Below are 13,282 nucleotides of genomic sequence, written 5' to 3' on the forward strand. Positions count from 1 at the left end.
CAGAACGAGCAGCTTGCCGCCGAACCTCCGGCAATCGAACCGCCCGCCGAACCGCGAACGCGAATCCCCCAAGAACTCCTCCGCATTCAGTCCCCCCAAACTAAGGAGAAGCGTGTCTCTCCATAATTCCCAAACCACCACGGAAGCCGAGCGTCCGCAGGCGGGCAGTGTTGCCGGCAAGCGCCGCACCAACGTCCGGTGGAAACTCTTCCTCCTGCTCCTGGTCCTCGTGGCCGTCAACTACATCGACCGCGGCTCCATCTCCGTGGCACTGCCCATCATCCAGAAGGAGTTCAACCTCGGCCCGGAGATGGTCGGTCTTCTGCTCTCGGCCTTCTTCTGGACCTACGCCCTCATGCAGGTCCCCGTCGGCTGGCTGATCGACCGCTTCGGTCCCCGCAAGGTGGTCACGGCCTCCTGCGTCGGCTGGGGCGCAGCCACCGCGGCTTCCGGCATGGCCGGCGGCTTCCTGAGCATGTTCATCGCCCGCATGGCCATCGGCGTCACCGAAGCCGGTGTCATGCCGGCCGGCGGCAAGCTTAACGCCCTCTGGATGCACTCCAAGGAGCGCGGCCGCGGCGCCACCATCCTCGACGCCGGCGCACCGCTGGGCGCGGGCGTGGGCGGCATCCTCATCACCTGGCTGATCTCCGCCGCCGGCGGCTGGCGCATGGCCTTCATCATCGCAGGCATCCTGACCGTGGTGCTGGGCCTGGCCATCTGGTGGTACGTCCGCGACAACCCCCGCGACCACAAGGCCGTCAACGACGCCGAAGCCGAGTACATCGAGGCCTCGCACCGCGCCGAGGACGAGGCTGCCCAGTCCCAGGGCGCGACCACCACCCGCCGCGGCCTGCTCCCCTACATGAAGTTCCGTTCCTTCTGGGCCATGTGCTTCGGCTGGCTCGGCTTCAACGGCGTGTTCTACGGCCTGCTCACCTGGGGTCCGCTGTACCTGTCGCAGGCCAAGCACTTCGACCTGAAGACCATCGGCTGGTCCACCTTCGTGATCTTCGGCGCCGGCTTCATCGGCGAAATCCTCGGCGGCACCATCGCCGACAAGTGGCGCGAATCCGGCGCTTCCGCCAACAAGGTGATGCGCACCCTGCTGGGCATCTCCAGCGTGGTTGTGGTGGGCGGCCTGGTGGGCGTCACCGTGGTCCCGGACCCGATCACCGCCGTCATCCTGCTGTCCGTGGTGCTGTTCTTCCTCCGCTGGGTTGGTCTCTTCTGGGCCGTTCCGGCAACGCTCGGCGGCCGCAGCAACGCCGGCATCCTGGGTGGAGCCATGAACCTCAGCGGCAACATCGCCGGCATGGTCACCCCGATCGCGGTCGGCTTCATCGTGGGCGCCACCGGCGGCTACACCTGGGCCCTGCTCTACTTCGTGGCCTCCGCCGTGATCATGGGCATCTCGGTCCTGACGCTCGACTACAGCAAGCGCCTCCCGGTCTAAGGCCGGGAGACAGGACAGCCAGTATCGAAACCCGGGCAATCCCCGGAAATCCACACTGCAACACAGTTTGGGATCCCAAAACCATTGACAGCGAAGTCGCCAGAACTTACCGTCATATTTGGGATCCCAAACAGGCACACTCGAGGACGAACTCCTCACCGCGAACGCCTCCGGACCGTTCACCCGGAAGCACATGTAAGGGCACCGAGAGCCACCGCCTCGCCCGCCGCCTATTGCAAGTAACCGCTCATCCGATGAGCCAGTCGCAACGCCCAGGAGGGCCAGTGTCGATCAATTCCCAGACCCACAGTTCCGTCCCCGGATCCACGAAGAAGGACTCCACGAAGAAGGGCGGCGGGAACTCAATGAAGAGGGTCGTCGCGGCAAGCTTCGTAGGGACCACCCTCGAGTACTACGACTTCTTCGCCTACAGCACGGCAGCATCCATCGTCTTCCCCGCCTTGTTCTTCCCCGGCTCGGATCCGGCCACCGGCCTCCTCCTGGCCCTGGCCACCTACGCCGTGGGCTACGTGGTCCGCCCGCTCGGCGCCGCGATCTTCGGCCACTTCGGCGACAGGATCGGCCGCAAGAACGTCCTTGTCACCACCCTGCTCCTGATGGGCCTGGCGAGCGCCGCCGTCGGCCTCCTGCCCACCTACCAGAACGTCGGCATCTGGGCTCCCATCCTGCTGGTCTCCCTGCGCTTCCTGCAGGGCGTGGGCATCGGCGGCGAATGGGGCGGTGCCGCCCTCATGGTCACCGAGTCGGACAAGAGCGGCCGCCGCGGCCTCTTCGGCAGCCTCGTCCAGAGCGCGGCCCCCACCGGCCTGCTGCTCGCCACCGGCATCTTCACCCTGATGACCACGGCCCTTCCCAAGGACGCCTTCATGGCGTGGGGCTGGCGCATCCCGTTCCTGATCAGCTTCCTCCTGGTGGCAATCGGCCTCTACATCCGCATGAAGCTCGCCGAATCCCCCGTCTTCGAGGAAGCCGAAAAGAAGGCCGAAGCGAAGAAGCAGGAAGAGGTCAAGGCCCCGCTCGTCTACGTCTTCAAGCACCATCTGAAGGCCCTGGCCCTGGCCGTCGGCGCCCGCATCGGCAGCGACATCGCGTTCTACATCTTCGCCCTGTTCGTCCTGGTCTACGGCACCGAACACCTCGGCCTCCCCAAGAGCCTGGCGCTGGCCGCTTCCACGATTTCCGCCGTCGCGCAGATGATCGCCATCCCCCTGTTCGGTGCGCTCTCGGACAAGGTGGGCCGCCGCCCGGTCATGATCGGTGGCGCCATCGGCGGCATCATCTACAGCTTCGTGTTCATCGCGATGCTCAACTCCAAGGAACCGTTCCTGGTGCTGATCGCACCGGCCATCGGCCTGGTGATCGTGGCCGCGATGTACGCCCCCGTGGCGTCCTTCATTCCCGAGCTGTTCCCCACCAAGGTCCGCTACACCGGCTCGGCCGTGGGCTTCCAGCTGGCAGGCGTCTTCGGCGGCGGTTTCGCCCCGCTGATCGCCATCCAGCTGATCGCCCTCACCACCTCCGGTTTCTCCGTGGCCGGCTATCTGTCCGCGACCCTGCTGCTCATGGTCTACTGCGTCTTCGTTGCCAAGGAGACCTCCAAGATCGCCATGGCCGATGCCGGCACCAAAGCCCCTGCGGCCAGCCGTTAGAAAGTCCCCACAATGAACAACACCGTCCTGCCTTCCGCGGAGGCCCCGGCACGCGCCGTGGACAGCACCGGCCTGACCGGCCTCTCCATGGTCCAATGGGCCGCCGCGCTGCGGGAGCGCCGGCTGACCGCCGTCGAATGCCTGGAACTGCACCAGGCACGGATCGCCGAGGCCAATCCCGGCCTGAACGCCGTCGTCACCCCCAATCCACGGGCACGTGAGGAAGCCGAGGCCGCCGACGCCGCAGCAGCGGAGGGCCGATTCCTCGGGCCCCTGCACGGGGTCCCCTTCACCGTGAAGGACACCCTGGCGGTCAAGGGGTTGCGCTCGACGGCGGGAAGTCCCCTTCTGCGCGACTACATCCCGGCGGAATCGGCGACGGCGGTCCGCCGCCTGCAGGAGGCAGGTGCGGTGTTGCTCGGCAAGACCAACTGCTCGGAATTCGCGGTGGAGACCCACAGCCGCAACCCGCTCTTCGGCGAAACCTGGAACCCCTGGGACACCACGCTGACGTCCGGCGGTTCAACCGGAGGCGACAGCGCCGCCGTCGCCTCCGGGATGGCCGCCTTCGGCCTGGGCACGGACTTCGGCGGGTCCATCCGCTGGCCCGCGCACTGCACGGGCATCACGAGCCTGCGACCCACGGTCGGCCTCATCCCGGAAACGGGCCTGCTGCCCTACGTTCCGCCGGCCGACGGCAGCCTGCCCGCCCCGAACTCGATGTCCGCCCTGCACCGCCTGGGCAGCGTGGCGTGGCTGGCCCGCAGCGCCGAGGACCTGGGCGTGCTGCTCGGTATCGTTGCCGGGCCCGACGGCGTGGACCCCTCTGCCGTGCCGGTGCCCCTCGGAGCTCCGCTCGAGAGCCTGGACGGACTGAGTGCCGCCTGGTTCGAGGACGAGGGCACCCACCCCGTGCGGGCGGACCTGGTGTCCGTGCTGCGTTCGGCAGCCGAGGCCCTCGCAGCTCTTGGTGTTCCGGTGACGCACGGACGTCCGCCGGGACTGGAGCGGGCAGCGGCCGCCTTCGTGGAGCTGCGCACTGCAGAGGGCATGCCCGAGGTGGCGGAGCTTGCCACCGGCCGCGAGGACGAGCTCGGCGCCCACCTCCATGGCCTGCTGGGCACGCCCGCCACCGTCGTCGATTACCGCAAGGCCGCCGCGGAACGGGACGCCATCCGGGCGGAGGTGCTGGCGTCCATGGAGGAGCACAACATCCTGCTGCTCCCGGTGGCCTGCGTTCCGGCGTCGGATCCGCGGCAGCAAAGCTTCACCGTGGAAGGCAAGGACATCCCCTGGACCGAGCTGGGTTCCTGCTGCCGGGCCATCAGCATCCTGGGCTTCCCCGTGGCCGTGGTGCCGTGCGGACTGTCCGAAGAGGGCCTGCCCGTGGGGATCCAGGTGGTGGGCCGGCCGTACCGCGACCGTGAATTGCTCGCCGTGGCCGTCGCCCTGGAAAAGGCGTTCGGCCGCTTCAGCCCTCCGTCATTCAGCACCACGACATCCAGCAGCAGAGGGCGGGACTGAACCGCGATGCACACCACTGAGGACGTAAAGTCGCTAAAAACCCCACGAATGGAGCAATGATGCTGGCAGCAGAAGAAACCCCCGCCTCCGACCGCCCCCTCCGCGAGGCCGTGCGGGACACCCTCCGCACCCGGATCTTCGAAGGCCACTACGCCCCCGGCACCCGCCTGGTGGAACGTGACCTGGCCGCCGAGTTCAACGTGTCGCGCCTGCCTATCCGGGAAGCCCTGCGCATGCTTCGCCAGGAGGGCCTCATCCGGGACCGTGCCTCCCGCGGCTCCGAGGTGGCCGGCCTGAGCGCCAAGGATGTGGAGGACCTGTTCGATGTCCGCGAATCCCTCGAGGTGCTCGCCTGCCGGCTGGCGGCAAGCCGCGCCACCGAAGAGGACCTCAAGCGCCTCGCCGGGCTCCTGGACGACGCCGAACGCTTCCTCGCCAAGGGCTCCATCCTCGAAGCGCACCGGGCCAACAGCGAATTCCACGACGCCATCACCGCCATCGCCAACAACAACTTCCTCCGCTCGGCGCTGGAGCCCCTCCAGGGCCGCATGCACTGGCTCTTCCGCCACGTCAGCGACCTGCCCGAACTGATCCAGGAACACCGTGACCTCTACGCCGCCATCGCCAGCGGCGACCCGGAGCGCGCGGCCGCCCAGTCGGCGTCGCACATCGGCAAGTACCGCGAACAGTTCCCCGAAGACTCCCCCGCAAGCGAACTCACCCTGCAACGGAAACGAACATGAAACTACTGGTCATCAACCCCAACATCAGCGAAGACGTCACCGCACTGATCCAGGCCGAAGCCCTGCGCTCCGCCGGCCAGGACACCGAGCTGATCGTGCGCACCGCCCCGCACGGCGTCGAGTACATCGAAACCCGCTTTGAATCGCTCATCGCCGCCGGCGCCGTCGCCGAACTGATCGCAGAGTACGCCGGGGGCAGTGCAGCCACCGACGGCAGCCGCGTGGACGGCGTCGTGGTGGCGGCCTTCGGCGATCCGGGTATGCCGGCGCTGAAGGAGCTCGTGGATGTTCCGGTCATCGGCATCACCGAAGCCGCGCTCTGCGCCGCGGCGCTGCAGGGCCAGCGTTTCTCGATCATCGCCATCTCGGACCGCATCACCGCCTGGTACCGGGACTGCGTGGAGCACTTCGGACTCGGCGGCCGCCTCGCCTCCATCCGCTCCATCAAGCAGAGCCTGCACGGCATCGGTTCCGTGCAGCACGACTTCAAGGACACCCTCCTGGCACTGAGCCGGCAGGCCGTCGAAGAGGACGGAGCCGACGTCGTAATCCTGGCAGGTGCGCCGCTCGCCGGACTTGCCCGCGACCTTGAGGGACAGATCCCCGTCCCCGTGGTGGACGGCATTTCCGCCGGCATCCGGATGACCGAGGCCGTGGTGGAACTGCAGTCCGGCTTCCACCGGCAGGGCGCGTTCGCGCCGCCGCCGGTCAAGAAGCGGGCCGGCCTGTCCGAAAACCTCGACGCCGCCCTCGCCACCGCCCAAGCCAATGTAGCCGCCCAGTCCAATGCCGCCGCTGCCGCACCCGTTTCACAGAAGTAGGAGGACACCGATGTCCCTCATCCCAGAACTCGTCATCGCCAACGGCACCGTGGTGAACTCCCGCTTGTCCGGTGGACCGGCACGCCAGGCCGCGCACATCGTGGTGCAGGACGGCCGCATTGCAGAGCTGATCGACGCCTCCCAGCCCGTCCCGGCAGCTGCCCGCACCATCGACGCCCAGGGCAAGCTCGTCATCCCCGGCGGCATCGACGGCCACTGCCACGTGGCCCAGGTGACCGGCCGTTTCCGCACCCTGGACGACTTCGCCGTCACCTCCACCGCGGCCCTCTGGGGAGGCACCACCACCATCATCGACTTCGGCATCCCGCGGGACGCCCAGGAAACCCCGCTGGATGCCGTGCTCAACAAGAAGCGCCTGGCCGCCGAATCCCGCTGCGACGTGGCCCTCCACGGCTCCGTGATCAGCTGGGACGAGACAGTGCCGTGGCAGCTGGAACAGCTCGCCGCCGAGGGCGTGCGCTCCGTGAAGATGTACACCACCAACCGCGGCTCCACCATGGCCGACGGGGACACCATCGTGAAAGTCATGCGCGAGATGGTCCGCCTGGACGGACTCACCTACATCCACGCCGAACACGACGCCATCATCGCCGACTGCACCGAGCAGCACGCAGCGGACGGGCTGATCGGGATCGAGCACCTGCACCGGACCCGCCCGGAGCTGGCCGAGGAAGTCTCCGTCAAGGAAACCCTGGCCCTGGCCAAGTACACCGGCGCGCCCGTGTACTTCGTGCACCAGTCCACCGCCGGAGCCGTGGACCTGGTGACCGAAGCCCGCGCCGAAGGCCAGGAAGCCTACTCGGAAACCTGCCCGCACTACCTGACCCTGGACGATACCGTGTACGGCAGTACTTTCCCCGAGTGGTACGCCTGCTGCCCGCCCATGCGATCCCCGGAAACCGTGGCCGCCCTCAAGGAACGCCTCGCCGCCGGCGCCATCCACACCGTTTCCTCGGACCACTCCTGCTACGACCTCTCGCAGAAGCGCGAGCGCACGGACGACATCCGCTTCATGCCGCACGGCCTGCCCGGTGTCGAAACCCGCATGCCAGTGACCTTCACCGCCTTGGTCACCGAGTCCGGCGGTTCCGTGGAGGACTTCGTTGAAGTCTTCTCCGCGGGCCCCGCCCGGATCAACGCCGTGCCCCGCAAGGGCAGCATCGCCGAAGGCTTCGACGCCGACCTCGTGATCTTCGATCCCGCCGAGGAACGCAAGGTCGACGGCGGCGCGCTGCACATGGGAACCGACTTCTCGCCGTTCGAGGGGAAGGCGCTGAACGGCTGGCCCGCCGTCGTCGTCTCCGCCGGACGCGTGGTGCTGGACGAGGAGGGCTTCCACGATCCCGGCCCCGTGGGCCGCTTCGTGGCCCGCAACGGCTTCACCGAGCACCGCGACGCCGTGGCCGCTTCCCCCGCTACTGTCTAGGAGATTCCCCTTGCCTTCCGAAAACCGCCCCGTCCGCATCGGCATGATCGTGCCGTCCTCCAACACCTGCCTGGAGCCGCAAAGCTACCGGATCCTCGGCGAGCGCACGGACGTCACCCTGCATTTCACCCGGATCAACGTCACCCGGATAGCCTTGGACGACTCCTCGGACAAGCAGTTCGACGCCCCCGGGATGCGCGCGGCCGCGGAGCTGCTCGCCACTGCGGACGTGGACGTCATCGCCTGGAACGGCACCTCGGGGTCCTGGCTGGGTGCCGCCCACGACGAGGAACTCGTCCAGGAAATCACCGACGCCACCGGCATCCCCGCTACCACCTCCACGCTGGCATACCTGGCCGCGTTCTCCGCGTTCGGCACCGAACGGATCGGTATGCTCACCCCGTACACGGCCGACGTGAACGAGGCCGTGGTTGCGTCCTACGCCAAGCATGGTATTAAGACCGTGGACCACCGGCACCTGGACTTGAGCGACAACGAATCCTTCGCCCGGGTCACCGACGAGGAGATGCTGCCGGGTTCCCTGGAGCTGGCCGCATTGAAGCCGGATGCCCTGATCTACCTCTGCACCAACCTGTACGGTGCCAACATCACGGCGGAGGTGGAGTCCCGCACGGATGTACCCGTGCTGGACTCCGTGGCCGTGACCCTGTGGCACTCCCTGAAGCTTGCCGGCGCCCCCTTGCTCGCCCCAAGGTGGGGCCGGTTGCTGGCCGACTGACTCCGTGTCAGCCTGCCGGCACCCGGCCTGAACCTGCCGCGCCCCGCACTATGCAGAGTGCGGGGCGCGGCATCCGGGAAGAACGACGGCGGCCCGCCCCTCTTGCCCCGTGTGGGGTTGAGGGGCGGGCTGCTTCTTTGCCAGCCTTGCCCGGCCTACAACTATCATCGGACTTTGGGTTCTCATTCCGGGCTCCCCGCATCGCCATAGCCGGGCGGCAATGATTCAACGCTGAAGGATACACATGGACCGGGCAAGCCTTGACCAGATTGACCAGCGGATACTGGAAGAGCTCACCAGGAACGCCCGAATCAGCCACGCCGAACTGGCCGCCAAAGTCCTCCTCTCCCGCAACGCCGTGAGGCAAAGGATCGACCGGATGGAGCGGCACGGCCAGATCCAGGGCTACACCGTGGTTTCCGGTTCGCCCGGACAAGCGCCTGTTACCGCATATCTGATGATCTACCGTAAGGACCGGGTACGCGGCTCTGATGTAGTCGCCGCACTCCAAGCCATTCCGGAGGTTGTTCTTTGCGACGTCGTCAGCGGTGATTTTGACCTGATTGTCCGCTTGGAGTCCCGCTCGCTGGAACGGATCCAGGAGATCTGGGAAAGGATCGCGGCCCTTCCCGGCGTCAAGGACACCGTGACAGCGATGTCGCTCTCCAGCTATGTAAGCCGCGGCGCGGTCACCCCTCACCGCGCTTGATGCAGATGACCTTGGGCTGGGTCATCTCCTCGTAGGCGAACCGGACGCCTTCCCTTCCCATGCTCCCGTATTTCGACCCGCCGAACGGCATGCCGTCAAAGCGGTAGTCGGAGGAATCATTGATCATCACACCGCCGGCGTCGAGCTTGTCCGCCGCATCGAGGGCTGCATTCAGGGATTCGGTGAAGATCCCGGCATGGAGGCTGAACCCAATCCCGTTGGCCATCGCGAAGGCTTCCTCCACCGCATCGAATGCCTGCAGCATCACCACCGGGCCAAAGACCTCCTCCTGCCACAGCCTGGAACCGGTAGGTACGTTTTCCAGGACGGTGGGGTGGAGCACGTTGCCTTGGCGGAGATTGCCCGTCAGGCAATGGGCCCCGGCAGCGATCGCCTCATCCAGCTTTTCCTTGACCTCCGCCAAGGCGCGCGAGGTGATCATGGGGCCAATATCGGTGCCTTCCTCCATGGGGTCGCCGGCAACCAGGAGCGAAGTCCGCTGGAGGAAGCGACGGCGGAATTCGGGATAGAGCGGCCGCGCCACCAGGATGCGCTGGACTCCAACGCAGTTCTGGCCCGCCGCCCAGAAAGCACCGGACACGCAGGCGTCCACGGCGGCCTCAAGATTTGCATCGTCCAGGACCAGCACCGGAGCATTGCCACCCAGGTCCATGGACAGTCGCTTGAGCCCGGCCGAGCGGGCGATGCTTTCACCGGTGGAGAATCCACCGGTGAAAGACACCATCCGGACGTCCCGGCTCCGGATGATTTCCTCTGCGAGCTCCCGGCCTCCATGCACCACCGTGAGCACGCCCCGCGGCAGTCCGGCGTCTTCAAGGGCGCCCGCCAGCAGCTGGGCGGACAAAGGCGTCAGCGCGGACGGTTTGAGAATGACGGCGTTGCCGCCGGCAATGGCCGGGCCCAGCTTATGTGCCACCAGGTTCAGGGGGTCGTTGAAGGGCGTAATGGCCGCGATAATGCCCAGCGGTTCGCGGGAGAACCATCCCTGGCGGTCCCCGGAGCCTTCAAACGAGTCAAAGGGGATGACTTCACCTGCATTCCTCCGGGCCTCGGCAGCGGAAAGACGCAGGGTGTTGACCGCTCGAAGCACTTCCTTGCGGGCCTGGCGGATCGTCTTTCCGGCCTCTGCTGTGATGGTCCGCGCGAATTCCTCACGCCGCTCCTCAAGTGCCGCGGCCGCGGATTCCAAAATCCGGCCACGGTCGTGGCGGGACAGCCTGCGGGCCTCGGCCGCGCCTTCCCGGGCTGCAGCAAGAATCCCGCCAACTTCGGAGGGAGCAATAACCGGAACAACGCCGAGCAGGCGGCCATCAAAGGGACTGGTGACTTCGCAGGCGGCTTGCAGTGTTTCAAGCATGTGCGGCCACTCCTGCCTTGGCAGCGTGGATGGCGATGATATCCGAAAGCAAGGCGTAGGCGGTTTCCACCCTTCCGGCCCCGGGGCCGGAGACCGTCACAGGGCCCAGCAGGTCCGTGGTGAACGAGACGGCGTTGGTAGCGCCGGAGACGCCAGCCAGTCCGTGGCCAAGCGGCAAGGCAACGGGTTCGACACCTGCGCTCACGGTACCGTCAGGGTTCCGCTTGGCCGAGCCCACCAATTTCCAGCGCCTGCCTGCAAGCGCCGCATTCTTGACTTCCTTCGCGGACAGTTCCGAGATTCCCCGCCGCGTGACGTCGCCGAGGGAGATGCCTGCGCCAAGGAGCTCATTCGCGAGGATCAGGACCTTGAGCTGAACATCGAAGCCTTCGATATCGGCCGCCGGGTTCGCTTCCGCGTAACCCAACTCCTGGGCCTCCGCAATGGCCTTGCCCAACTCCATCCCGGTTTCCATCCGACCCAGCACGTAGTTGCTGGTTCCATTGAGGATGCCCTCGAACCCGGCCAGCCTGAGGCCGGCGAACATCTTCCGCGCCAGGCGGATGACAGGCGTGCCACTCATCACCGCGCCTTCGAATTCGAAACGGACGCCGTTGCGTTCGGCCAGTGCGGTAAGTTCCGGGCCACGCAGTGCCACCGGCCCCTTGTTCGTTGTGCAGACGCTCTTGCCCGATTCCAACGCCCAACGTACGTGGGAGACGGCTGGTTCCCCGTCTTCCGGGTTGGTGAACGTAGCCTCACAGACAATGTCCGCGCTGCAGGTGCGGATGACATGTTCGTTGTCCGGCGTGACTGATCCGCCATGGTCGGCGAAGGTATCGCTGCCGCCTCCCAGCCGCAGGGCCATCGAAAGGTCGATGCCGCCGTCCTTGACCAGGGAACCGAGCCGCAGGTCCGTGATCGCGACGACCCGCAAGCCAAAGCCCAGTTCGCTCTTCAGGGAGTCTCCACGGTCGTGGATCAGCTGGGCGAGGGTTCGGTTGACGCCTCCGAACCCGATCAACGCGATGTCATACGTGGTCATGGTTTTCCTTCGTGTCGAGATGGTCTGTGCTCCCATCGTGGGGCCGGCGGCTGTCCGTTGGACCATGTCCGACAGCCCGAATGCCTGGTCTGAATGACCAAGCTGCAGGCAAAAAGACATAGTGACCATCCGCGAGCGATGTGCAATATAAGCAAGTTCACATGTTTTTGATGACTAACAGGCATACGCCGTGTTACTTTCGTCACGATTGGCGCGCTATTCACACCCCGGCACCAACCCCGACACTGGAGGCACCCTTGCAACCTTTAACTCCACTCAAGCCAGCCGTCCGGCAGGACGGACCACCCGCAGCAGAGTCCGGCCTGCGCCGCTCCATGGGGCCCAGGCACCTGATCATGATCGCCATGGGCGGAGTCATTGGGTCCGGATTGTTCCTCAGCTCGGGCTATACGATCTCGCAGGCCGGACCGCTGGGCGCGGTCATCGCGTACCTGGTGGGAGCATTCGTGGTGTACCTCGTGATGGCCTGCCTGGGCGAACTTGCCATCGCCTACCCGGTATCCGGCGCCTTCCATATCTACGCGTCACGGTCAATCGGCCCGGCCACCGGCTTCACTACAGCGTGGCTTTACTGGCTGTGCTGGGCGGTGGCCATTGGCTCGGAGTTCACGGCGTCCGGATTGCTGATGCAACGGTGGTTCCCGGATGTGGAGGTGTGGGTGTGGTGCCTGGTTTTCGCCGCCTTGCTCTTTGGCCTGAACGCCGTCTCCTCGAAGTTTTTCGGGGAGTCCGAGTTTTGGTTTGCCATCGTGAAGGTCGCCGCCATCATCGGCCTCATTGTCCTTGGCGGTGCGGCGCTGCTGGGATTCCACCCGCTGAGTCAGGGCGGCGACCACCCGCTCCTGTTCGAAAACTTCGCCACTGAAGGCGGGCTGTTCCCCAACGGTTTCACCGGTGTCCTGGTAACGGCCCTCGCAGTCTTCTACGCGTTCTCCGGCTCCGAGTTGATCGGTGTTGCCGCCGGGGAAACCAAGGATCCGGCCTACAGCATCCCGAAGGCCATGCGGAGTACGGTCATCCGGCTCCTGGTCTTCTTTGTGGGAGCCATCGCGGTCATTGCCGCAACCATTCCTTTCACCGAGGTTGGGCTTGATGAAAGCCCGTTCGTCACAGTCTTTTCATCCATCGGGGTCCCGTTTGCCGCGGACATCATGAATTTCGTCATCATCACGGCCCTGCTTTCCGCGGGCAACAGCGGCCTCTTCTCCTGCGCCCGAATGCTGTACTCCCTGGCGGACGAAGGGCACGCACCGCAAGCCTTCAAGAAACTGACGCGGCGGGGAATTCCCCTGATCGCCCTGTCCGTCAGCATGCTAGGCGGACTGGCCTCCCTGATCAGCAGCGTCGCCGCACCGGAAACGGTGTACCTGGTGCTCGTCTCGGTGGCCGGATTTGCCGTGGTCGGGGTCTGGATGTCCATTACCGCTTCGCACTTCTTCCACAGGCGGGCGTTCGTGCGGAACGGCGGGAACGTGGCCGGGCTTTCCTACAAGGCTCCCCTCTTCCCCTTGGTACCCATCCTCGCCTTCTCCCTGTGCCTAGCCTCGCTGGTGGGCATCGCCTTGGACCCCAACCAGGTGGCCGCCCTGTACTTCGGCGTTCCCTTTGTCGCAGCCTGCTACGGATTTTTCCACTTCAAGTACCGCGCAAAGACGGCGCCGGCGGCCTGAGCCGCCCCCACCAAAGCGGCGGCCGGCAGCATTTGTTGCCGGCCGCCGTCGTGCATAAC

11 protein-coding genes are annotated in these 13,282 nt (G+C 66.1%); 9 read left to right on the plus strand and 2 right to left on the minus strand.

Going from position 1 to position 13,282, the window contains the following annotated elements; translation table 11 throughout:
- The first annotated feature begins 112 nt into the window (after positions 1–112).
- The 8 genes from ACZ9CK_RS17700 (at position 113) to ACZ9CK_RS17735 (ending at position 9,109) form a co-directional block, all read left to right on the plus strand.
- Positions 113–1,456 carry an MFS transporter gene (locus ACZ9CK_RS17700; protein WP_476050643.1) on the plus strand — a complete coding sequence of 448 codons (1,344 nt, stop codon included), beginning with the start codon at positions 113–115 and terminating at the stop codon, positions 1,454–1,456.
- A 284-nt stretch (positions 1,457–1,740) separates the two neighbouring features.
- A complete protein-coding gene (locus ACZ9CK_RS17705; protein ID WP_426300850.1) occupies positions 1,741–3,126 on the plus strand; it encodes an MFS transporter in 1,386 nt (461 codons plus the stop codon).
- Between the two features lie 12 nt (positions 3,127–3,138).
- On the plus strand, positions 3,139–4,650 hold the full coding sequence (locus ACZ9CK_RS17710) for an amidase (RefSeq protein ID WP_476050644.1): 1,512 nt from the start codon (positions 3,139–3,141) through the stop codon (positions 4,648–4,650).
- Positions 4,651–4,709: 59 nt separating this feature from the next.
- On the plus strand, positions 4,710–5,393 hold the full coding sequence (locus ACZ9CK_RS17715; protein WP_476050645.1) for a GntR family transcriptional regulator: 684 nt from the start codon (positions 4,710–4,712) through the stop codon (positions 5,391–5,393).
- Positions 5,390–6,214, plus strand: a complete 825-nt coding sequence (locus ACZ9CK_RS17720; protein WP_426300856.1) for an aspartate/glutamate racemase family protein — start codon at positions 5,390–5,392, stop codon at positions 6,212–6,214. Before ACZ9CK_RS17715 ends, ACZ9CK_RS17720 begins: the two co-directional genes overlap by 4 nt.
- 10 nt (positions 6,215–6,224) lie before the next feature.
- Positions 6,225–7,661, plus strand: a complete 1,437-nt coding sequence (locus ACZ9CK_RS17725) for an amidohydrolase family protein (protein ID WP_426300858.1) — start codon at positions 6,225–6,227, stop codon at positions 7,659–7,661.
- A 10-nt stretch (positions 7,662–7,671) separates the two neighbouring features.
- Positions 7,672–8,400 (plus strand): maleate cis-trans isomerase family protein, encoded by a 729-nt coding sequence (locus tag ACZ9CK_RS17730; RefSeq protein ID WP_426300860.1) that lies wholly within the window; start codon positions 7,672–7,674, stop codon positions 8,398–8,400.
- A gap of 244 nt (positions 8,401–8,644) precedes the next feature.
- Complete coding sequence (locus ACZ9CK_RS17735; RefSeq protein ID WP_476050646.1) at positions 8,645–9,109, plus strand: Lrp/AsnC family transcriptional regulator; 465 nt, start codon at positions 8,645–8,647, stop codon at positions 9,107–9,109.
- Here ACZ9CK_RS17735 and ACZ9CK_RS17740 read toward each other — a convergent pair.
- Both ACZ9CK_RS17740 and ACZ9CK_RS17745 read right to left on the minus strand, forming a co-directional pair.
- A complete protein-coding gene (locus ACZ9CK_RS17740) occupies positions 9,090–10,487 on the minus strand; it encodes an aldehyde dehydrogenase family protein (protein WP_476050647.1) in 1,398 nt (465 codons plus the stop codon). The two genes, ACZ9CK_RS17735 and ACZ9CK_RS17740, sit on opposite strands and share 20 nt — an antisense overlap.
- Positions 10,480–11,532 (minus strand): homoserine dehydrogenase, encoded by a 1,053-nt coding sequence (locus ACZ9CK_RS17745; protein WP_476050648.1) that lies wholly within the window; start codon positions 11,530–11,532, stop codon positions 10,480–10,482. Before ACZ9CK_RS17745 ends, ACZ9CK_RS17740 begins: the two co-directional genes overlap by 8 nt.
- Positions 11,533–11,789: 257 nt before the next feature.
- Here ACZ9CK_RS17745 and ACZ9CK_RS17750 point away from each other — a divergent pair, with 257 nt between their 5' ends.
- The gene (locus tag ACZ9CK_RS17750) at positions 11,790–13,223 is read left to right on the plus strand and encodes an amino acid permease (RefSeq protein WP_426300868.1); all 1,434 of its coding nucleotides are present in this window, start codon (positions 11,790–11,792) and stop codon (positions 13,221–13,223) included.
- Positions 13,224–13,282: the final 59 nt, after the last annotated feature.

The sequence above is a fragment of the Arthrobacter sp. TE26545 genome (genome assembly GCF_056279005.1).